Origin of the sequence: Nocardioides sp. (genome assembly GCF_036267815.1) — a bacterium.
In the GTDB taxonomy this organism is placed as follows: Bacteria; Actinomycetota; Actinomycetes; order Propionibacteriales; family Nocardioidaceae; genus Nocardioides.
Genome location: NZ_DATAVI010000065.1, coordinates 16,663 through 38,228 on the forward strand (window position 1 = coordinate 16,663; position 21,566 = coordinate 38,228).

Annotated in this window: 17 protein-coding genes; 8 read left to right on the forward strand and 9 right to left on the reverse strand. The window is 71.4% G+C overall.

What is annotated here, in order from left to right; translation table 11 throughout:
* Window positions 1-12: 12 nt before the first annotated feature.
* The 4 genes from pgm to VHW64_RS14730 are packed head-to-tail and all read right to left on the reverse strand — an operon-like array spanning window position 13 to window position 3,168.
* Window positions 13-1,656: a phosphoglucomutase (alpha-D-glucose-1,6-bisphosphate-dependent) gene (gene pgm / locus VHW64_RS14715; protein WP_329651321.1), complete on the reverse strand. Its 1,644-nt coding sequence runs from the start codon at window positions 1,654-1,656 to the stop codon at window positions 13-15.
* Between the two features lie 40 nt (window positions 1,657-1,696).
* The gene (locus VHW64_RS14720; protein WP_329651322.1) at window positions 1,697-2,239 is read right to left on the reverse strand and encodes a hypothetical protein; all 543 of its coding nucleotides are present in this window, start codon (window positions 2,237-2,239) and stop codon (window positions 1,697-1,699) included.
* A gap of 27 nt (window positions 2,240-2,266) precedes the next feature.
* Window positions 2,267-2,518, reverse strand: coding sequence for a helix-turn-helix transcriptional regulator (locus VHW64_RS14725; RefSeq protein WP_329651323.1), 252 nt, complete (start codon window positions 2,516-2,518; stop codon window positions 2,267-2,269).
* Complete coding sequence (locus VHW64_RS14730; protein WP_329651324.1) at window positions 2,515-3,168, reverse strand: hypothetical protein; 654 nt, start codon at window positions 3,166-3,168, stop codon at window positions 2,515-2,517. The genes VHW64_RS14725 and VHW64_RS14730 overlap by 4 nt, the downstream gene beginning before the upstream one ends.
* Before the next feature lie 57 nt (window positions 3,169-3,225).
* On the opposite strand from VHW64_RS14730, the gene VHW64_RS14735 reads away from it, so the two are divergent.
* The 4 genes from VHW64_RS14735 (at window position 3,226) to VHW64_RS14750 (ending at window position 6,960) form a co-directional block, all read left to right on the forward strand.
* Window positions 3,226-4,254: an alpha/beta hydrolase gene (locus tag VHW64_RS14735; protein WP_329651325.1), complete on the forward strand. Its 1,029-nt coding sequence runs from the start codon at window positions 3,226-3,228 to the stop codon at window positions 4,252-4,254.
* A 204-nt stretch (window positions 4,255-4,458) separates the two neighbouring features.
* Window positions 4,459-4,911, forward strand: a complete 453-nt coding sequence (locus VHW64_RS14740) for a hypothetical protein (RefSeq protein WP_329651326.1) — start codon at window positions 4,459-4,461, stop codon at window positions 4,909-4,911.
* 2 nt (window positions 4,912-4,913) lie between these two features.
* Window positions 4,914-5,660, forward strand: a complete 747-nt coding sequence (locus VHW64_RS14745) for an esterase family protein (RefSeq protein ID WP_329651327.1) — start codon at window positions 4,914-4,916, stop codon at window positions 5,658-5,660.
* 70 nt (window positions 5,661-5,730) lie between these two features.
* Window positions 5,731-6,960: a hypothetical protein gene (locus tag VHW64_RS14750; RefSeq protein ID WP_329651328.1), complete on the forward strand. Its 1,230-nt coding sequence runs from the start codon at window positions 5,731-5,733 to the stop codon at window positions 6,958-6,960.
* Window positions 6,961-7,075: 115 nt separating this feature from the next.
* Here VHW64_RS14750 and VHW64_RS14755 read toward each other — a convergent pair whose 3' ends face one another.
* Entirely contained in the window at window positions 7,076-7,987 is a 912-nt protein-coding gene (locus VHW64_RS14755) for an oxidoreductase (RefSeq protein WP_329651329.1), read from the reverse strand.
* 163 nt (window positions 7,988-8,150) lie between these two features.
* Complete coding sequence (locus tag VHW64_RS14760; RefSeq protein WP_329651330.1) at window positions 8,151-8,426, reverse strand: hypothetical protein; 276 nt, start codon at window positions 8,424-8,426, stop codon at window positions 8,151-8,153.
* A 128-nt stretch (window positions 8,427-8,554) separates the two neighbouring features.
* On the opposite strand from VHW64_RS14760, the gene VHW64_RS14765 reads away from it, so the two are divergent.
* Entirely contained in the window at window positions 8,555-9,856 is a 1,302-nt protein-coding gene (locus VHW64_RS14765) for a hypothetical protein (RefSeq protein WP_329651331.1), read from the forward strand.
* 11 nt (window positions 9,857-9,867) lie between these two features.
* On the opposite strand, the gene VHW64_RS14770 is transcribed toward VHW64_RS14765, so the two are convergent.
* The gene (locus VHW64_RS14770) at window positions 9,868-10,311 is read right to left on the reverse strand and encodes an MOSC domain-containing protein (protein ID WP_329651332.1); all 444 of its coding nucleotides are present in this window, start codon (window positions 10,309-10,311) and stop codon (window positions 9,868-9,870) included.
* A gap of 210 nt (window positions 10,312-10,521) precedes the next feature.
* Between VHW64_RS14770 and VHW64_RS14775 the strand changes: the two genes are divergently transcribed.
* Window positions 10,522-11,829: a DEAD/DEAH box helicase gene (locus VHW64_RS14775; protein WP_329651333.1), complete on the forward strand. Its 1,308-nt coding sequence runs from the start codon at window positions 10,522-10,524 to the stop codon at window positions 11,827-11,829.
* A 17-nt stretch (window positions 11,830-11,846) separates the two neighbouring features.
* Here VHW64_RS14775 and VHW64_RS14780 read toward each other — a convergent pair whose 3' ends face one another.
* Window positions 11,847-12,449, reverse strand: a complete 603-nt coding sequence (locus VHW64_RS14780) for a LysE/ArgO family amino acid transporter (protein WP_329651334.1) — start codon at window positions 12,447-12,449, stop codon at window positions 11,847-11,849.
* 129 nt (window positions 12,450-12,578) lie between these two features.
* Between VHW64_RS14780 and VHW64_RS14785 the strand changes: the two genes are divergently transcribed.
* Window positions 12,579-15,872 (forward strand): S53 family peptidase, encoded by a 3,294-nt coding sequence (locus VHW64_RS14785; RefSeq protein WP_329651335.1) that lies wholly within the window; start codon window positions 12,579-12,581, stop codon window positions 15,870-15,872.
* Between the two features lie 184 nt (window positions 15,873-16,056).
* The gene (locus VHW64_RS14790; protein WP_329651336.1) at window positions 16,057-19,338 is read left to right on the forward strand and encodes a S53 family peptidase; all 3,282 of its coding nucleotides are present in this window, start codon (window positions 16,057-16,059) and stop codon (window positions 19,336-19,338) included.
* A 161-nt stretch (window positions 19,339-19,499) separates the two neighbouring features.
* Here VHW64_RS14790 and VHW64_RS14795 read toward each other — a convergent pair whose 3' ends face one another.
* The gene (locus VHW64_RS14795) at window positions 19,500-21,377 is read right to left on the reverse strand and encodes an acyl-CoA dehydrogenase (protein ID WP_329651337.1); all 1,878 of its coding nucleotides are present in this window, start codon (window positions 21,375-21,377) and stop codon (window positions 19,500-19,502) included.
* Window positions 21,378-21,566 lie beyond the last annotated feature (189 nt).

Sequence of the window (21,566 nt, forward strand, 5' to 3'; positions counted from 1 at the left end):
CGGCCCCGCCGCTCAGCCGCCCAGGGCAGCGGAGACGACCTCGCGGGCGGCGTCCTGCACCTCGGCGAGGTGGTCGGGGCCGCGGAACGACTCGGCGTAGATCTTGTAGACGTCCTCGGTGCCGCTGGGCCGAGCAGCGAACCACGCACTCTCGGTGACCACCTTGAGACCGCCGATCGGGGCGCCGTTGCCCGGGGCCGTGGTCAGCTTGGCGGTGATCTCCTCCCCGGCCAGCGAGGTCGCCGTCACGTCGGACGCCGAGAGGGCCGCCAGCTTCGCCTTCTGCTCCCGGCCGGCCGGGGCGTCGACCCGGGCGTACGCCGGGTCGCCGTGGCGCGTCACCAGCTCGGCGTACAGCCGGCTCGGGGTCGAGCCGGTGACGGCGAGGATCTCGGCGGCCAGCAGGTCCAGGATGATGCCGTCCTTGTCGGTGGTCCACGTCGACCCGTCGCGACGCAGGAACGACGCGCCGGCCGACTCCTCGCCGCCGAAGCCGAACGAGCCGTCGATCAGCCCGGGCACGAACCACTTGAAGCCGACCGGCACCTCCACCATCTCCTGCCCGACGTCGGCCGCGACCCGGTCGATCATCGAGGAGGAGACGAGGGTCTTCCCGATCCGTGCCCCGGACGGCCAGTCCGGCCGGTGCCCGCCGAAGAGATAGCCGATCGCGACCGCGAGATAGTGGTTGGGGTTCATCAGACCGGCGTCCGGCGTGACGACGCCGTGCCGGTCGGCGTCGGCGTCGTTGCCGGTGGCCAGCTGGTACTCGTCCTTGCGGTGGATGAGCGAGGCCATCGCGTGGGGCGAGGAGCAGTCCATCCGGATCTTGCCGTCCCAGTCGAGGGTCATGAAGCGCCAGGTCGGGTCGACCAGCGGATTGACGACGGTGAGGTCGAGCCCGTGCCGGTCGGCGATCTCGCCCCAGTACGCGACGCTGGCTCCGCCGAGCGGATCGGCGCCGATCCGCACGCCCGCTTGGCGGATCGCGTCGAGGTCGACGACGTTCGGCAGGTCGTCGACGTAGGTGCCCAGGAAGTCGTACGCCGCGCACTCGCCGCGGGCCCGGGCGAACGCGACTCGCTGGACGCCCTCGAGGTTGGCCGCGATCAGCTCGTTGGCCCGCCCCGCGACCACCGAGGTCGCGTCGGTGTCGGCCGGGCCGCCGTGCGGCGGGTTGTACTTGAAGCCGCCGTCGTAGGGCGGGTTGTGGCTCGGGGTGACGACGATGCCGTCCGCGAGGCCGCTGCCCGTCGTCCGTCCGGCGTTGGCCCGGATGATCGCGTGCGAGACCGCGGGCGTCGGGGTGTACCCGTCGCGCGAGTCGACCAGCACCGTGACGTCGTTGGCGACCAGCACCTCGACGGCCGTGGCCCAGGCCGGCTCGGAGAGCCCGTGGGTGTCGCGACCGAGGAAGAGCGGGCCGTCGTACCCGTGCTCCTTGCGGTAGTCGCAGATCGCCTGGGTGGTGGCGGCGATGTGCACCTCGTTGAAGGCGCCGTCGAGGCTGCTGCCGCGGTGGCCGCTGGTGCCGAACACGACCTGCTGGTCGAGGTCGTCGGGGTCGGGCTCGAGGGTGTAGTAAGCCGTCACGAGGTGCGCGACGTCCACCAGGTCCGAGGGCTGGGCGGGGGTACCTGCACGCGGGTCGGCCATGGGTCCATCCTGCCTGCGGTCGATGCGGACGGACAGTCCGTCACCCGATCACGTCGCTGCCCACGATCGACAGCACCCACTCGGACTCGTCGCCGACGACGTACCGATGGCCGTAGACGGGAAGCAGCTGGGGGGACGGCCCACCGCTGCGCCGGCGGTTGAGACCGGAGGCGGCGTCGAGCTCCTCGGCGAGCTCCGCGGTGTCCGCCACACGGTCGAGGGCGGCGCGGATCGGGTCCTCGTCATCGAGCCAGTCGTAGAAGCCGGGCGAGTCGTGGAGCGCGAGCTCGCCGCTGCGATGGTCGGCGCCCCGCATCCACGGCGTCGTCGTGTGCAAGGTCGTCAGCAGGAGTCGGCACTGGGCCGGGAAGCGAGCCCCGAACCGGCGCTCCGCCTCGACGACCGGGTCCTCGCCGAGCGGGCCCGCCCAGCGCGTCCCGCGCCGCCAATGGGCTCCGATGAAGCCGCTCTCGCGGCAGTCCTCGAGGGAGGGCTCGTCGACCTCGCGCCACGCCCGCTCCGTCGTCGCGCGCAGCCAGGAGAGGAACTCCGGGCCGTACTCCGCGGGAGGGTGGGACGCCACGGAACCGACCTTGGAGCCGGCAGCGAGTCAGCCGTCGCGCACCGACAGCAGGTCACCCGGCTGGCACTGGAGCACCCGGCAGACGGCGGTGAGGGTCGAGAAGCGAACGGCGCGGGCCCGGCCGTTCTTGAGCACCGACAGGTTCACGACCGTGACGCCGGCGCGTTCGGCCAGCTCGGTCAGGGTCATCCCGCGGTCGGCGAGGAGCTTGTCGAGATGGACCTCGACGGCGTGGAGCTCCTCGTCGTCGGGCGGGGACTCGTGGGTACGCCGCCTCATACGGTCGCGTCGATCTCGCGCTGCATGCGCACCGACACCGCCATCACGCGGCCGACGGTCAGCAGCCCGAAGCCGGCGAACAGGATCGCCCAGGAGAGGTGGAAGAAGCTGAGAACGGCGTTGAAGCCGGTGTGGTCGACCATCGTGGCCAGGAGCCTCGAGCTGCCCCACATCCGGATCAGGCTGGTGGCGAACGCGCCCAGCAGCACGTACAGACCCAGCCGGCCGACCCCCAGGGCCAGGTGCGGCGAGAAGAGCCCTCGGCGTCGAGCGGTCCGGGTCAGGCGCCAGGCGAGGACCAGGAAGCCGAGGGCGTAGAGGAAGTCCGGAGCCGTCGCGACCACCGACCACACGTGCTGGCTCGTTGACGGGGCGAAGTCACAGAGCCGGATCTGCGCGGCGGTCGTGGAGATGTCGTGGTGCGCCGCGACGACATGGGCCTCGTTGCGGCCGCCTGCGCCGGAGACCCAGCCGACCGCGCTCTGCGGCGCGTCGACGCAGGCGTCGTCCGCCCCGATGCCGAGGAAGGACCCACTGCCGAAGATCAGGAGTGGGACGGCGGCGACGAGCGCCAGGGCCGTCAGGGCACCAGCGACACTGAGGACGAGCTCCAAGGGAGCCAAGGTGTTCTCGACCGAGGGCTTCTTCATATCGACAAACGATAACAATGACTCTCGATATGTCCAGGGTTCGACTAGGTTCGTCCGGTGCTGGTGACCGAGGTCGACGGGAACGACGTCGTCGTGCGCTACGACGACCCCGGCCACGCCGCGACCCACGTCGGCGTCTGGGCCCACCTGCGCCTGGGCGACGTCTCGATGAGCAGGGTCGAGGGCGGCTGGCAGGTGCGGCTGACCGACCTCCCCGTGGACCGCCTGGAGTACCTCCTCGACATCGACGGCACGCTCCGCCCAGACCCGTCGAACCCACGCGTGGCGGGAGGTCCGTTCGGCGACCACTCGTGGATCGCCCTGCCGGGCTACCGCGAGCCCGCCTGGCTCGACATCGAGCCGAGTCCGGGCCGGCGAGCCACGCTGACCTTGTCCCGCACGGGCGCCGGCCGCATCGACACCGAGCTCTGGACGCCCGCCGATGCTCCGGCGGACCGGCCGCTCCCCCTGCTGGTCAGCCACGACGGCCCGGAGATGGACCGCTACGGCGGGCTCACGGCGTACGTCGGAGCCATGATCGCGACGCGCACGCTCCCGCCGGTCCGGGTCGCCCTGGTCAGTCCGGGACCGCGGCGCAACCAGCGGTACGCCGCCAACCCGCGCTATGCGCGGGCCTTCGCGACCCGGCTGGTCCCGGCGCTCGCCGACGCGGTGCCGCTGTCGCACCCGCCCGTGCTGATGGGGCAGAGCCTCGGCGCTCTGGCCGCCCTGCACGCGGTGTGGACGAGTCCGCACCTCTTCTCGGGTGCCTTCCTCCAGTCGGGGTCGTTCTTCACCGCCTCGCTCGACCCGCAGGAGTCCGGCTTCGAGCACTGGCGCGAGGTCACCGGCTTCGTGGCCTCGGTCAGGGCGGCCGAGCAGGCCCCGCCGGATGCGCCGCCGACGACGCTGGTCTGCGGCACCGCCGAGGAGAACCACGCCAACAACCTCGCCATCCGCGACCATCTCGCCGCGATCGGGATCGAGACCGGCTGGGGCGAGGTCCGCGACGGCCACACGTGGACCTGCTGGCGCGACACCCTCGATCCGCATCTGACCGCGCTGCTGCTCCGGGTCTGGGCGTGATCGGCTCGACCCGCGCCGCTCGGCGCCGTCTCAGCGGCCTGTCGCGACGCGAGGTCACCGGGCACCGGTGAGAGGGCAAGGTTAGGTTCGTCCGGTGACCACGCGGAGCGCGCTCGTCGGCGAGGAGTCCACCCACACACCAGCCACCGGGAGCTCAACGCCGTCCGAGCGCGGCTGGGCGCTGGCGACGTCCCGTTCCTCGCTGTGTGCGGCGGGCTTCAGTACGCCGTCGTCGAGTACGCCCGGCACGTGCTGGGGCAGGGCGACGCGTCCCACGCGGAGGCGGACGGCGTCGGCGGCTCCAACGTCGTGGTCCCGCTCGCGTGCAGCCTCCAGGGCCAGGAGCGGGTCGTGACACCGGTGCCCGGCTCGCGGTTCGCGACCCTCGTCGACGAGCCCTTCGTCGGGATGCACTTCTGTGGCTACGGTCCGGCGCCGGCAGCTTTGGAGCGTCTCGTGGCCGATGGCATGGTGGTCGGAGCCATCGCGGACGACGCCCCGGTCGAGGTCCTCGAGCTGCCGGGCCACCCGTTCTTCGTGCTCTCCCTCTTCCAGCCGCACATCGGAGCCTCGTCCGGCGATCCCGTGCACCCGCTCCTCATGGCCTTCTTCGAGGCGGCGCACGCGCATGCCGGCGTGCGCTACGGGAGGCTCTGAGCATGGAGCGTCACCAGGTCGAGCTCGAGGCCCCCGGCCTCGACCGCGCCGGCACCGTGATCCGCTACGGCCACTACGGCCGGCCGGTCGTCGTGTTCCCGAGCGAGGCCGGGCGAGCCTGGGACTACGAGAGCAACGGCATGGTCGGGGCGGTCGCCGACCTGATCGACGCGGGGCGGGTCAAGCTCTACTGCATCGACAGCTTCGACCACGCCAGCTGGTCCGACCGTGGCCTGCCGATCGAGGAGCGCGCGCGACGGCAGCAGGCCTACCAGGCGTGGGTCACCGAGCAGGTCGCGGCGCACGTCGGAGCGGACAGCGCCGGCGCGGGAGACGCGATCGCGACCGGCTGCTCGATGGGCGCCTACCACGCCCTCCAGATGGCCATGCAGCGCGCCGACCTGTTCCCGGTCGCGATCTGCCAGTCGGGCAACTACGACCCGGCGACGTGGCACGGATGGGGCGAGCGCGGCGACGCGGCGTACTTCACGAACCCCACCGACTACGTCCCCAACCTGCACGGCGACCACCTCGACTGGCTGCGGTCGCGACTGCACGTCGTGCTGACCGTGGGCCAGGGCGCGTGGGAGACCCACCCCACCGGCTCGCTCCCCAGCGCCCGCCACATGGCTCATCTCCTCGGCGAGAAGGGGATCTCCCACGAGCTCGACCTGTGGGGCCACGACGTCTCCCACGACTGGCCATGGTGGCGCCGCCAGCTCGCCCATCACCTCCCACGGTTCTGCTGAGGGCGACCATGCCGTGCGGCAGCCAAACGACACGGTTTCCGTGCCGGCGACCGGGAACTAGGGTCGCAGCATGCCCGCGCAGAAGGACCACCTGATCGGACTCCTGCTCGGCGCGGAGGAGGACTGGCCGCAGGCCTTCGAGCAGATCCTGCGGTTCGTAGGGCCGCTTGACGCCGGCGGCACGCAGCACCGGATGGCCAGCGAGCGACTCACGATCGAGCCGTTCGACCTGACCGACCCGGTGCGCACCGACCTGGTCATCGACCGCCTCGCCCACTGGTACTTCCATCCTCGCGAATGGTTGAAGAAGGCGGCGCTGGTCAACGGCACCTACCTGCTCAACAGTCCCTTCACCTTCCAGTCGATGGAGAAGCACTCGGCGTACTGCGCGATGATCCGGCTCGGGCTGAAGGTCCCGCCGACGATCCTGGTGCCGTACAAGAACCCCCTCGACAACGTCCGGTGGGCCTACACCGCGGCGACGTACAACAAGCCCTTCGACCTCGACGTCCTCGCGGCCGAGCTGGGCTACCCGCTCTACATGAAGCCGTTCGACGGCGGGGGCTGGCGTGGCGTGAGCCGCGTCGACGACCCGCAGGACCTGCACACGGCGTACGACGACTCCGGCGAGATGCTGATGCACCTTCAGGCGACCGTCGAGTACGAGCACTTCGCCAGGGCCCTGTCGATCGGCCCCGAGACGATGGTGATGGACTTCCGGCCCGAGGAGCCGATGCACCAGCGGTACCACGTCAGCCACGGCTTCCTCGGCGAGTCGGCCGGCAAGCAGGCGGTGGCGGTCTCGCGGATCGTGAACGCCTTCTTCCACTGGGAGTTCAACTCCGCGGAGATGCTGGTCCAGGGCGACGAGGTCTACCCGATCGACTACGCCAACGCGTGTCCGGACGTCGCCCTCACCAGCCTGCACTACTACTTCCCGTGGGCGATCTCGGCCCTGGTGAAGTGGTCGGCGTACTGCCTGGTCACCGGTCGCAGGCCGAACGTCGACCTCGAGATGACGCGGTACTTCGAGGTCGCCGACTCCGACCGGACCTACGACGAGAAGCTCGACGCCTACCTGGCTCTGGCCGACGAGCACTTCGAGACCGAGCGCTACCACGCGTGGTGCGCCGAGCACCTCGGCCATCTCGACGGACTCGTGCGCGAGTGGGTCAGCGGCGCTGACTTCGACCGGCTCCTGGTCGAGACCGTGCGCGCGACCTATCCCGTCCACGAGCAGGAGAGGTTCGTCGCCCACTTCCGCGGCCTGCTCGGCATGTGGGTCGCCGACCAGGGCTGACCGATCCACGGGGGACCGAGGTCGCACCGGCATGCTGGGCGCACCTCGAGCGGCTGCAACGCAGCCGGCGTGCGCGCATCGCGGCGCGCAGCAGGCGGGATTGATCAGCGCTTCCCTAGGGGTAGCGGATGCCGGTCGCTGCCTCGCTGAGCTCCCACAGGCGTCGCGCGGTCTCGGGGTCGCGCGCCAACGGCGTGCACCCCACGACGGCGGGTGGACCGTAGGCCTGGCCCGGCCCCGAGGGGCCGCAGTACGTCGAGCCGGGGAGGTCGGCGGTGGCGGCCATCAGGGTCGGCCACGCACCGGCCGCGGGGGACTGCGCGACCCGGCGGTTGACCGCATCCAGGATCGAGGCGACGCCGCCGCGGGGCCTGCCGAAGCGTCCGTTGGCGACCAGGTGCGTGCCGGCGTAGCCCGGGTGTGCGGCGAGCGCGGTCACCTCGATGCCGGCGGCCACGAGTCTGCGGTCGAGCTCGAACGTGAACAGCAGGTTGGCCAGCTTCGTGCGGGAGTAGGCAGGCCAGCGCCGGTAGCGCCGCGGCTGCTCCCGTGGGTCGCCGAGGGGGGCACTCCTGGCGAGCCGGTGCATCTGGCTGGACACGGTGACCACCCGCCCTCCCGCCCGGACCCGTGGCAGCAGCAGACCGGTGAGCAGGAAGGGGCCGAGATGGTTGGTCGCCAGCTGGCTCTCGAAGCCGTCCTCGGTGGCGGAGTACGGCGGAGCCATCACCCCGGCGTTGTTGACCAGGATGTCCAGCGGCTCGGCGAGCTCCTCGGCGGCGCGGCGTACCGAGCCCAGTGAGGCGAGGTCGACGACGAGCCGAGCCAGATCAGCGGAGGCCACCTGCTCGCGTACGGCGTCCTCGGCCTCGGCGAGCCGGTCCGGGTTGCGACCCGCCAGGACCACGCGGGCGCCGGCACGCGCGAGCTCCAGAGCCGTGTGATGTCCGATGCCGCCGAGGCTCACGCCGGTGACCAGAACCGTGCGCCCCGTCTGGGCCGGGATCTCCGAGACTGTCCAGGTCACGCCGACGAGCCTACGTCGCGGTGAGCCTGTGACGGCCGGAGGCGACGACGTTCCCGGCGTACGTCGTGGGCGGGCACCCTGGGCCGTCGGGCCGGTGCTTGGGGCGTGACCCCGGTCTGGCCGTCGAGGAGGACGCGGCCTGCGCGCGTGGGGATCGTGACCCTCACGACCACCGGCGACGCGTCGTGAGCCGGCCGATCCCCACCGTGAACAGGCGCAGGCGATGCCGCAGGCTCAGACCCGTCCGGCAGGAGCCCGCCAGGCAGGCGCGCACGTCGAGCCTCGGCTCTGGGTGCGGGCGGGCGGACCGGTAGCAGACCTGGACACCGCTGACCGACCCCACCAGCGAGCAGCTCCTGCCGCCCACCGAGGGCACGCGGCAGCCGAGCAGCAGGACCGACACCCCCGCCGGCCCCAGGAGCCGCCTGGGCGCAGCCACCTGCCCAATGTCCCAGGAGCGAGGTCGCCCAAGTCGGCAAACCGCCTCGGCGGGCCGGTCCACCGACGTACGATCGGCCGACTCTGCGGACGCGTCGAGTCCTCTCGGGACCGGGCAAGGAGGCCGACATGCGACGCTGGGTGGTCAGCGGCCTGTGGACCGCGGGCATCGTGGTCCTGCTGGTCGGTGGCTTCCTCGCGAACTCCCTGGTGAAGCCGCCACCGCCGGCGGCCTACACGGGCCGGGTGGCCTTGGACGAGCCCGGCTACTCCTCCAACGGCACCTTGGAGAAGCCCAGCCGCGCCGACCTGACCACGGTGCAGACGGCGCTGCGAACCCGTGCCCACGCGATCCTCGACGGCGACCGCGCGGCGTTCCTCGGTGTCGTGGACGGCGACCGGTCAGCCTTCGCCAAGGAGCAGCGCACGGTCTGGCAGAACACCCGCCAGCTGCACTTCCAGATGCTCAGCTACACCTACGACGGCCTGGTCGAGCCCGACGCGCCCCTGCACACGCCGTCGTTCCTGGCACAGGTGACGACGACCTACGAGCTGAAGGGCTTCGACACCGCCCCGATCCAGGTCGACGACGGCTTCACCTTCGTCAAGCAGGACGGCACCTGGAAGCTCGCCAGCGTCACCGACGCCGCGAGCCAGTTCAACGCCAAGACGCTGCCCGTCCCGTGGGAGGGCGCGCCGATCCGGGCCTACGGCGACGCCGACTACCTCGCGATCGTCGACCGCGGGCAGGGCGCACTCGCTCGGCATCTCGTGGCGCTGTGCCATGAGGCGAACACCGCCGCGGGCCTTCTGCTCGGGTCGCAGAACACCCGGCCGACCGTCGTGCTGGCCACCACCCACTCCCGCGGGTTCGCGAAGTTCTCCGGCCCCGACGCGTTGGCGGTGACCTATCGCCTGCCCACCGCCGACGGGCTGCTCTCGGGCTGGCGGCTCGTGCTCAATCCCGAGTACGTCGAGCGGGTGGCACGGGACCCCGTCGTCCTCACCCACGAGCTGACGCACCTGGCGACGCAGAGCTACCTGCCCTACCTCCCGGCCTGGCTCGCCGAGGGCACCGCGGAGTATGTCGGCTGGCACACCGCAGGCGGCCTGGCCGCACAGGCGCGGTGGCGCGGGTACACCTCGGCGCGCAGCCTGCCAGACCTGCTCCCGATCTCGGCGAACTTCTACCTCCAGCACGTCGAGCTCAACTACGTCCAGGGGATGGCGCTGGTGACCTGGATCGAGCAGCACCGCGGCAGCCACGCGGTACTGGCGCTGATGAAGGCCTACACCGCCGAGGGGACGGGGAACCCGTCCTTCGACCCGGACGTGGCCACCGAGCACGTGCTCCGCTCGACCCTGGGGATGTCGAGCGCGGAGCTGGCACGCGAGGCGTACGCCGGGCTGAACGCGGTCGCCGGGACCTGACCCCCGGACTCTCAGGCCCCGGCCGCGTCCAGGTCGACGGGGTCGCCGACCTGGACCGTGCCTCCCTCCAGCACGCGACACAGGGAGCCGGCGCGCCCGCGCAGCACCTCCTTGACCCCGGGGCCGATCGCGTCGTCGAGTCGCTGGCACGGCTGGCGGATGCACACGACCTCGAGCAGCACCGGCCCGACGCGGATCAGGCGACCCGGAGCAGTCGGGACCTCGCCCTCGTCGATCGTCAGGTTCCGCCGGGTGAGTCCGACCGGGACCGGCGCGCCGTACTCCGAGGCGGCGTGGGCCAGCGCCGCCGCGCTCTGCACCGTGACCTGGCGGAAGCCGGTGCCGTGGTAGCGGTCGCCGACGATGCCCTTGCCCGTCTCGACCTCCACCGACGTGCGCTCCTGCATCGGCAGCCGGGCGGCCCTCGCGACGTAGATCCTCACCAGCCTCGACACGGTGGTGAGGGTACGGCGACGGGCCGGGGAGCGGAGGCGCTGTCCGAGCACCAGGCCTGTCGGCGATTGGGCACAGGCGCGCGGGATCGGTACGATCATCGAGTCAGCGGCCCGCCGAAGGCGAGCCGCTTCTCTCATGCCCGGTGTGGCGCGGGAATCACCCGCAAGGCCAGTGATCGGGCGCCAACCCGATCGCAAGGAAGCCTTCGCATGTCCGCCTTCTCCGAGCTGCCCAGCGAGCTCGTCAACGCCCTGTCCGACCAGGGCATCGTCACGCCGACCGCCGTGCAGGACGCCGTCGTCCCCGACGCACTGGCCGGCCACGACGTCCTCGGCCGAGCCCGGACCGGCTCCGGCAAGACGCTGGCCTTCGGCCTGCCGATCCTGACCCGCCTGGCCGGTCGGCGGTCCCGCCCGTGCCACCCGCGGGCGCTCATCATCGTGCCGACCCGCGAGCTGGCGAACCAGGTCGCGCGGGCCGTGCAGCCGCTGGCCGCGACCCTCGGCCTGAAGCTGACCACGGTCTACGGCGGCACGCCGTACGAGAAGCAGACCCGGCAGCTGCGTCAGCGCGCCGATCTGGTGGTCGCCACCCCCGGTCGGCTGGAGGACCTGTTCGAGAACGGCTACCTGTTCTTCGACGACATCGAGATCACCGTCCTCGACGAGGCCGACCACCTCTGCGACCTCGGCTTCTACCCCGCCGTCGACAAGCTGGTCGGGCTCACCCCGACGGGCAGCCAGCGCCTCCTGCTGAGCGCCACGCTGGACGGCGACGTCGACCTGCTGGTGCGCACCCACCTGCGCGAGCCGCGGGTGCACGAGCTCGACCCGAGCTCCGGGTCGGTGACCACCATGGCCCACCACACGCTGACCGTCGGCGGCTTCCGCGACAAGGTCGAGGCGCTGACCCGCCTCGTCGAGGCCAACGGGCGCACGATCGTCTTCACCCGCACCCGCGAGGGCGCGACCCAGATCGCGGAGGCCCTCACCGGAGCCGGAGTGCCGGCCGTCGACCTCCAGGGGAGCCTCTCCCAGCGCGTGCGCGAGCGGAACCTCGAGCGCTTCACCAACGGCGGGGCCCGCGTGGTCGTGGCCACCGACGTGGCCGCCCGCGGCATCCACGTCGACGACGTCGGCCTGGTCGTGCACTTCGACGCCGCCGGCGACGCCAAGTCCTACCTGCACCGCAGCGGCCGTACGGCGCGCGCCGGACAGGACGGCTGCGTCGTCACCCTGACCACCGCCCGCGCCGTCCACCAGGTCGTCCGGCTCCAGCAGAGCGCCGGGGTCGAGGTGCTCCACCACGACCTGCGCACCGCCCCGCGCCCGATGACCGCCGAGGCACTCGCGGAGTCCGGACACCCCGGACCCGTCCACTCCGAGGACCGCGGGCGGCCGCAGTCCCGCCCTGCGGTACGCCGCGGTCCGCGGCCGCCGTACCGCGGTCAGAGCCGTCGTCCCAGTGGTCCGTCCGCCGGCCGTCGCGACCGCAGCAAGCTCCCGACAGCCCGGTAGCACGCCGGCTCGGCCCGTCAGCCTCGAGCGAGCTGGGAGGCGATCGTCAGCATCGTGAGCCCGATCAGTACGTCGAGCACCTGCCAGGCGCGCGGGCGGGCGAGCAGCGGGGCGGCCAGCCGCGCGCCGTACCCCAGCCCGGTGAACCACACGATGCTGCCGGCGGCCGCCCCCGCGGCGAACCACCACTTGCCGGTCGGTCCGTGGTGGGCCGCGATCGAGCCGAGCAGGAGCACGGTGTCGAGATAGACGTGCGGGTTGAGCCAGGTCAGGGCCACCGCCTGCCCGAGCGCTCCACGCAGCCGCGGCTCGGTCTGCGACGACGCGGAGAGGGCCTCGGCCCGCCGGGCCCGCCACAGTGACCGCACGCCGTACGCCGCGAGGAAGGCGACGCCGAGCCAGCGGACGACGGTGAGAGCCGTCGGAGCGTGCTGCACGATCGCGCCGATGCCCGCCACCCCACCCGTGATCAGCACCAGGTCGGAGGCGGCGCAGACGGCGACCACCGGCCCGACGTACTGCCGGAGCAGGCCCTGCCGAAGCACGAACGCGTTCTGCGCGCCGATGGCCACGATCAAGGACAGTCCGGTCAGCAGACCGGCGACGAGGGCCGCGAGCATCCCGTGAGACTAGTGACGCCTGTGCGTGGCAAACCGTTGGCCCTGGCGGCGTGAACGATCCAGGGGGTTGTCCGCGCGCCCCACTAGGGTGTGCCTGCGACGGGCTCACTTCTTGGGGAAAGGCAGCTCATGAGACCCAGCTTCACCACGTCGGCACGCCGGGTGGCCGTGGCGCTGACCACGGCAGCAGCAGCCGCGGCAGCGGTGGCGTCGGTCCCGGCGCAGGCCTCCGTGCGACACGACGCGCCTGCGCGGCCGGCCTCGGCCGGGTTGGGCTCCGGGCTGGACACCACGGGTTCGGCGGCAGCGCGGGCGACCCGGCCACAGGTGGTGACACTGGTGACCGGCGACCGGGTGTCGATCCGCCACGACGCGTCCGGCCGGACGATCGCCTCCCTGGTGCCCGGGTCGCCCCACTACGGCAAGCCCGTCGAGTTCGTGACCACTCCCACCCACACCTGGGTCGTGCCGAAGCTGAGGCCCTCGGTGCGCCGCCGGTTCGACACCTCGGTCTTCGACGTGGCGGCGCTCGCCCGCTCGGGCCGCGTCGCGCTGCGGGTGACGTTCGCCAAGGGGATGGCGCCACGCGGTCTGCCCGGGCTCGGGCTCCGGGCCGGCACGACCCGCCGCGCCGCCGGTGGCCGGACCACCGCCCTGGCGTCGTACGACGCACGGCGGGCGCTCCCCGCGTCGTTCGCCGCGTCCCTGCACGGCGTGCGCCGGATCTCGCTCGCCGACCCCGTCGTGCCGCCCACGTCGGACTACGAGCTGCACACCTTGACCATCGACGCGACGACGCCGGGTGGCAAGCCGCTCCCCGAGGACGACGTGTACCTGCTGAACGCCGACGACTACCGGCTCTTCGACACCCTGGGTGGGATCGTCGACGGGCAGTGGAAGGTCTCGGTGCCGACGGGCAACTACTTCGTCGTGGTCAGCACCTTCGACCGCGTCGTCGTGCGCGAGGTCAGCGTCGCAGACGCCGACACGGAGACCTCCTTGTCCATGGCCGACGCCTCGGTGAAGCCGCGGATGCAGGCGCCGCCGGGCTTCAGGGCGGTCGACCCGGAGTTCACGATCGGCGGCTCCGACCAGCCCGGCGCCGGCAGCTTCGGGTTCGGGTTCTCCGGCATGTTCCCGAGAGTCAGCCCGGTCACCGACCTGGCCGCAGGCACGCTGTTCACCGAGGTCTCCGACATCTGGACTCCGAAGAGCTACCACCCGGTCACGTTCCCCCACGGGCAGCCCAAGACCCACGCCGTCAAGCGAATCGTCGCGGCCAAGCAGGTGCGCACGGGGATCCCGCACAACCTGACCTTCGCCTACCACAAGAGGGCCTACGCCAACGTCACGGTCAAGCACTACTCCACGGGCGCCAAGCAGGCGTCGGTGGACAGCTGGCTCGCGTTCAGCCCGGTCGACCGGGGCGTCTTCGGCCTGTCGTTCGCCACCGTTCGGCCCGGCATCGTCCACGCGTCGCTGCTGGCGAGCAAGGACCTCGTCTGGGACACCTCGACCGCGCTGAGCCCAGACCCCCGGACCTTCGGCGAGCTCGACCAGCTCGCCGTCTACCACCGCGGCCAGCACCCGACGGTGCCGTTCTTCCGCGGGCCGGTCACGCCGGTGGCCGACCGGGGCGGAGAGTCCAGGCGGGTCACCTCGGCGTGTGAGCTCTGCGTCATCGACGGCACCCTGCTCGGCTCCCTGGCCATGGTCTCCAGCGCCGGCACCGACCAGTTCGGGATCAGCGACCACGGCAGGTTCAAGGTCAGCCACGGCGGTCGCGTGCTCAGCAAGGGCACCACCTTCCTCCAACCCGCCGTGAAGGGCGTGAGGCCGGGTCAGCATCTCCGGCTCGTGGCGAGCACGAGGCCACCGGACAAGGAGTACGCCCTGTCCAGCAGGGTCGACGACGCGTGGAAGCTCCCGGTCCCCTCCCGGCGTCGGGCGATCGTGCCGATCCTGCGCGCGTCGTACGTCCCGCCGGAGAGCATCAACGGCGTCGGCAAGGTGGGCAGGGTGGCCTACCCGGTCACCTTCGACAATCTCGGGCCGATCGACGCGCGGGTCGCCAAGGCGTCGGTGACGTGGTCGGTGGACGGCAAGCACTGGCATGCCGCGACCCTGAGGCGCACCAGCAGGAACACGTTCCGCGTCTCCTACCAGGACCCCTCCGCGAGCAAGGCTCACCCGTACCTCAGCCTCCGGGTGTCGGCCCGCGACGCCGCCGGCAGGTCGATCGCCGAGACGGTGCGGCATGCCTACGCGCTACCGCACGGCTCGACGAGGCGCACGCTGGCCTCGACTCCCCAGCGCAAGCGCGATCGGTTCCACCCGGGCAGGCTCTGTCGCACCTCCGAGAAGCACCGCTACTCCTGCTTCGTGAGGCTCGGGCGGCAGACCAGGGCGACCGGTCGCGCGACCACCGACCCGGCCGGCTGGGGAGCGACGGCGCTGCGCGACGCCTACGGCATCGGTGCCGACGACGGCACACCGGACACCATCGCGGTGATCGACGCCTTCGGCTACCCGCACGCCGAGCAGGACATGAACGCCTACCGCGCTCAGTACGGGCTGCCCGCCTGCACCAAGGCCAGCGGATGCTTCGAGAAGCTCAACCAGAGCGGCTCCGCCGGCAACTACCCCCAGCAGGACTACGACTGGGGCGTCGAGACGGCGCTGGATCTTCAGATGGCCTCCACCGCGTGCCCGACCTGTCACATCGTCCTGGTGGAGGCCGACGACCCCTCGGACCGGTCGTTCTTCGCCTCCGAGCAGACGGCGGTGAACGCCGGGGCGACGGTGACCAGCCACTCCTTCGGGCGGATCGAGCTGACCGGTGCCGAGGCCGATGCGGCCCACTACGAGCATGACGGTGTCACGGCCGTGGCCTCGACCGGAGACGCCGGCTACGGCCCGGCCAGCTTCCCGGCCAGCTCGCCGGACGTCGTGGCCGTCGGCGGCACCAGGCTGGCTCGTTCGAGCACCGACCCTCGCGGATGGACCGAGCAGGCGTGGTCCGGGGCGAGCTCGGGCTGCTCGGCGTACTTCGACAAGCCGGCCGGGCAGCCGGGCACGGCCTGCCACAACCGCTCGATCGCCGACGTCTCGGCAGTCGCCCGTGGGATCGCGGTCTACGACACCTCGCTGCCGAAGCCGTACCGCGGCTGGCTCAAGGTCAACGGCACCAGTGCCTCGGCCCCGCTCGTCGCGGGCATGATCGCCTCGGTCGACGGCGCCGGTGTCGGTCCGGAGGACCTCTACGCGGAGTACGCCGGCAACGCCGCGTCGTTCAACGACGTGGTCGGCGGGTCCAACGGATTCTGCGAGCACAGCTACATCTGCACCGGCGTTCCGGGATACGACGGCCCGACCGGCCTGGGCAGCCCCAGCTCCCCCGCGGTATTCGCCCCACCCGCCTGACGGACCCCACCGGCTCCGTCCCCCGCGGGTCAGCGTTGACTCGTCGGGGACGCAGCACCAAGAACTCTGGGGGTGTGACGAGGGACGCGGGCGTCTGTCGCGTGATCCACTACGCGTTGCGACGGGTCGTTCTTGAGAGGGTGTCATGCGTCCTGGTTCCGCCGTGTTTCGATCCTGGTCCGGGTTGGCCATCGTCGCCGCCTTCGCGATGTGCCTCGCGGCGCTTGCCGTGCCGACAGCCCACGCCGGTACGGCCCCGCTGGTCCCGGCGTTGAAGTCGGAGGCCACGCGACCGAGCGCCACCGGGTCGGCCCAATCGGCCAGCAGGTCGGCCAGCAGGTCGACCAGCAGGTCGGCCAGCAGGTCGGCCACCTCGTCGAGGGTCGTCACGCTGATCACCGGTGACCGCGTGCGGATCGGCCACGGCCCGTCGGGCCGGGTGGTGACCTCGCTGACCCCGGGCTCACCCCACTACGGAGAACCGGTCCAGACGATCCGGACCCCAGGTCACATCTGGGTGATCCCGGCACTGGCCACCGGTGTTCGTGAGCGGCTGGATCCCGCAGTGTTCGACGTCACGGCGCTGGCCCGCACCCCGCAGGTCTCCCTGCGGCTCACGTTCGCCAGGAACGTGAGTCCGCGCAGCCTCCCGGGCCTCACGCTCGCCACCCACGGTGCGCGCACCCTGCCGAACGGCCGGACCACCGCGGTGGCGTCGTACGACGCTCGCCGTCCGCTCCCCGCGAGCCTGATCAGCTCACTGCGGGGCGTGGCGCGGGTCGCGCCTGCCCGGAGCCAGTCACCAGCCACCGCCGGATACCAGCTGCATCGGCTGACCATCCGGGTCAAGGGCGCGCACGGCACGCCCCTGCCCTTTGGGAGTGTGTTCCTCCTCAACACCCACGACGCCAGGCTGTTCGCCTACTTCGGGGCCGTGATCGACGGCCAGTGGAAGGTCCGGGTCCCCCAGGGTCACTACCTCGCCTTCGTCAACGACGCCCGCTTCCACTACGCGCTCGTCGGGCAGGCCAGGGTGTCCGACGGCGACGCGCACATCCATCTCGCGGTGGCCCATGCCACGGTGCGGCCGAAGGTCGGTGCGCCGCCGGGCTTCGTCCGGTCGTTCGCCGACCTCGAGGTGCTCGGCTTCGACTCCAAGCACCACAGCGCGTCCTACAGCGTCGGACTGAGCGGCGCCGCACCCCGGCTGACCCCGTTGACCCATGCCGCGGGGCGGCTGACCACGGAGGTTTCGACGACCTGGACCCCCCGCGGGTTCGGGCCGAAGAGCCACCGTCCGGTGAGCAGGGTCGTCATGTCGAAGTTCCTGCGTCACGGCATCCCGCCGCACCTCGTTTTCCCCTACCAGCCGAGGCGATACGCCGACGTCACGATCGCGAGCCACGCGACCGGGACCAAGCGGCAGCGGCAGACGACCTCGATGTACGCCCTCGACCGCCGTGACAACGCCGTCGCGCCCACGCAGGTGACGACCGCCCGCCCCGGCATCCTGCATGCCCGCCTGCTCGGCGGCAAGAACCTCGGCTGGTTCGTCTCCAGCGCGTTCACGGCCGGGCGGAACCAGGTCGACATGGAGGCCATCAGGAAGTTCCGCCGCGGCCAGCACGCCGTCCTGCCGCTCTTCCGCGGACCGTTGGCGCCGTTCACCGATCGGACTGTGCACGACCCCAAGATGTTCGGTCCGAGGATCTGCCCCGTCTGTGTGGTCCACGGTGCCCTGACGGGATTCTCGCCGCTCATCTCCAGCGCCGGCACCAGCCTGGGGGGCGACATCACCTCGGGCCGGTTCGCCGTGTTCTCGGGTCATCGGCGACTCGTCGCCGGCATTGCCGCGATCCGTCCGGAGGTGGCGCACGTGGAGCCCGGTGAGCGGTTGCGGCTGGTGACGAGCACGACATCGCCAGGCAAGGACTACACGCTCTCGAGCCGTGTCCACGACGTCTTCCGCTTCCGCGTGCCGAAGACCGGACACGGTCCGGTGCCTGTCCTGCGCGCGTCGTACGTGCCGCCGGCGAACCTCAGCGGGGTGGGCCCGGCCGGCCCGGTGGCCTTCCCGATCACCTTCGACAACATCGGCCCGGCCGCGGCCAGGGTGAGCCACGCGAAGGTGCGGTGGTCCACCGACGGCAAGAGCTGGCATCGCGCCAGGCTCAGCCGTCTCGACAAGAACACCTTCCAGGTCCACGTCCGCAACCCGACGTCGACAGCGTCTCAGAAGTACGTCGACCTCGAGGTCCAGGCCCGCGACGCGGCCGGCAGGTCGGTCTCCGAGAGCGTCACCCACGCCTACCTGCTGCCCGCGCGGGTTGGCCGCGCCACCGGTAGCGGCTCGGCGTCCGGGTCGACTCCACGCACGCTCCGGGTCGGCAACCTGTGCGGCAAGCCGACCCGACACCGTCACGCCTGCTTCGTACAGCTCGCGGCTCGCCCACCCGGGGTCTCCCGGGGCGCCGCGCGGCCGGACGGCTGGGGTGCCGGGGATCTCGCCGACGCCTATCGCATCGGTAGCCCGGCCGGCACTCCGGGAACGATCGCCGTGATCGACGCCTACGGCTACCCGCATGCCGAGGCCGACATGAACGCCTACCGTGCTCACTACGGCCTTCCGGCGTGCACGACGAGCAACGGCTGCTTCCAGAAGCTGAACCAGAGGGGCGACCAGAGCGACTACCCCAAGCCGGACGCGGCCTGGGGGGTGGAGACCGCCCTCGACCTCCAGATGGTCTCTGCTGCATGTCGGTCCTGCCACATCATCCTGGTCGAGGCGAACAACGCCGGCCTCGCTCTCGACAGGGCGGAGAGGACAGCCGTGAACGCGGGAGCCACGGTGACAAGCCACTCCTTCGGCATCCTGGAGACCCACGGGGTCCGCAAGATGGCGGGCCTCTACGACCATCCCGGCGTGACCGCGGTCGCGTCGACCGGCGACGACGGCTACGGACCACCGAACTTCCCCGCGAGCTCGCCCAAGGTCGTGGCCGTGGGCGGCACGGTGCTCGAGCGGTCGGACCCCAGTCGGCGGGATGCGTGGGCCGAGACCGCCTGGGCGTACTCCGCATCCGGCTGCTCGGCGTACTTCGCGAAGCCGAAGGGCCAGGCCGACACCAGGTGCTCGGGCCGCATGATCGCCGACATCTCCGCCGTCGCCGAGGACCTGGCCATCTACGACACGTCTGTGCCGAAGCCGGACCGAGGATGGCTCACCGTTGACGGCACGAGCGCCTCGGCTCCCCTCGTGGCGGGGATGATCGCGCTCGCCGGAGGCGGTGGCCTCCGGCCGTCCCTGTTGTACGCCGATCGCCCCCAGCAGGACTTCAACGACGTCACGTCGGGGTCGAACGGCTTCTGCCGACGTAGTTACCTGTGCACCGGCGTACCCGGCTATGACGGTCCGACCGGTCTCGGCACCCCCAGCTCTCCAGCGGTCTTCGCTCCACCCGCCTAGCGCTGACCGGCCAGGAGCAACACCCAGAGTGCTGCCGGACTTCCTGGCCTCTCTTGTCACTTCTTGGCCGCTGCATCCCCCAAGAAGTGCCAAATCCCCCGCTTCAGCGGGGGTTCCGACGAACACCCAGCAGCACAGCAGGCAAGGAGGGGGCGGTCGGGTCAGAAGGCAGACTCGGGCAGATCCATGAGGGACAGGTCGGTGGCCTCGGCGATGCGACGCTCCGCGGCCAGGCGCGGCAGCGTGGTCTGGGCGAAGAACTGCGCGGCCGCGACCTTGCCCTCGTAGAACGCGTGGTCGCGGTCCGAGACCTCGCCGGCCAGGTTGTCGAGGGCGACCTGCGCGCCGCGGAGCATCAGCCAGGAGCAGACCAGGTCGCCGAGCACCATGAGGAGCCGGCTGGTGTTCAGGCCGACCTTGTAGATGTTGCGGACGTCGCCGCCCTCGGCCGACGGGTCGGCGCTCATGAGGTCGTCGATCATGTGCCCGACGATGGCCTGGGCGTCCTCGAGCCCCTGCGCGAGCAGCCCGCGCTCGACCTTGAGCCGGCCGTTTCCGCCTTCGGTGTCGAGGAAGGCCTGGATCTCGGCGGCGAGGTGGCCCAGCGCGCGGCCCTGGTCCTTCACGATCTTGCGGAAGAACAGGTCCTGGCCCTGGATCGCGGTCGTGCCCTCGTAGAGGGTGTCGATCTTCGCGTCGCGGACGTACTGCTCGATCGGGTAGTCGGTGAGGAAGCCGGAGCCGCCGAAGGTCTGGAGCGCCTCGGTGCCCAGCAGCACCCACGACCGCTCGGAGCCGTAGCCCTTGACGATCGGCAGCAGCAGGTCGTTCACGGCCATCGCGAGCTCGTCCTTCTCGCCGCGATGCTCGGCGAGCGCGACCTGGTCCTGCCACGACGCGGTGTAGAGCACGAGCGCCCGCATCGCCTCCACGCACGCCTTCTGCGTCATCAGCGAGCGGCGTACGTCGGGATGGTGGGTGATCCTCACGCGGGGAGCGGCCTTGTCCCCGGCCTGCGTCAGGTCGGCGCCCTGCACGCGCTCCTTGGCGAACTCCAGAGCGTTGAGGTACCCGGTGGAGAGGGTGGCGATGGCCTTGGTGCCGACCATCATCCGCGCGTTCTCGATCACCTGGAACATCTGCGCGATGCCGTGGTGCACCTCGCCCAGCAGCCAGCCCCGGGCCGGCTCGCCACCGCCGACTCCGGAGTCGCCGAAGGTCAGCTCGCAGGTGTTGGAGACCTTGATCCCCATCTTGTGCTCGACGCCGGTGACGTAGACGCCGTTGCGCTCGCCGGTCAGCTCACCGGTCTCGACGTCGAAGTGGAGCTTCGGCACGATGAACAGGCTCAGGCCCTTGGTGCCCGGGCCGCCGGCGCCCTCGACGCCCTGCGGGCGGGCGAGCACCATGTGGATGACGTTGTCGCTCAGGTCGCTCTCGGCCGAGGTGATGAAGCGCTTGACTCCGGCGACGTTCCAGGTGCCGTCGTCGTTCGGCGTGGCGACGGTCCGACCGGCGCCGACGTCGGAGCCGGCGTCCGGCTCGGTGAGCACCATCGTGGTGACCCAGCCCTTGTCGACGATCAGCCTCGCGATCCTCTTGTCGCGCTCGTTGCCGTTGCGGTTCAGGACGCCCGCGAACATCGGGCCCGCGCCGTACATCCACACGGCGGGGTTGGCGCCGAGCACCATCTCGCCGAGAGCCCACTCCAGCGACGACGGTCCGGGCGTGCCACCGAGCTCGGCGTGGGTGCCCAGGCGCCAGTACTCCGCATCCATCCACGCCCGGTAGCTCTTCTTGAACGCCGCCGGCACGGGCGCGGTGTGGGTCTCGGGGTCGAAGACCGGAGGGTTGCGGTCGGCCTCCTCGAACGACACCGCGAGCTCCTCGCGAGCCATCCGGTCGACCTCGGCCAGGATCTCGCGTGCCGTCTGGCCGTCGACCTCGGAGAAGGGGCCGGTCCCCAGGACGTCGTCGCGCCCGAGCACCTCGAAGAGGTTGAACTCGATGTCGCGAAGGTTGCTCTTGTAGTGACCCATGACCTACCTGTTCACGTCGGCTGGATGTCGGCTGCGGCTCGGCGGCCTCCGGCCACCGGTACTACTCGTCAGTAACTTAATCGTGCCTCGTCGCGGGAGGAATGGCAACCGACTCCGGGCCACGGCGCTGCCCCGACAGCGTTCCTGCGCCTTCGATGTGAGCGAGACCACGCTCGAATTCCGAGTTCC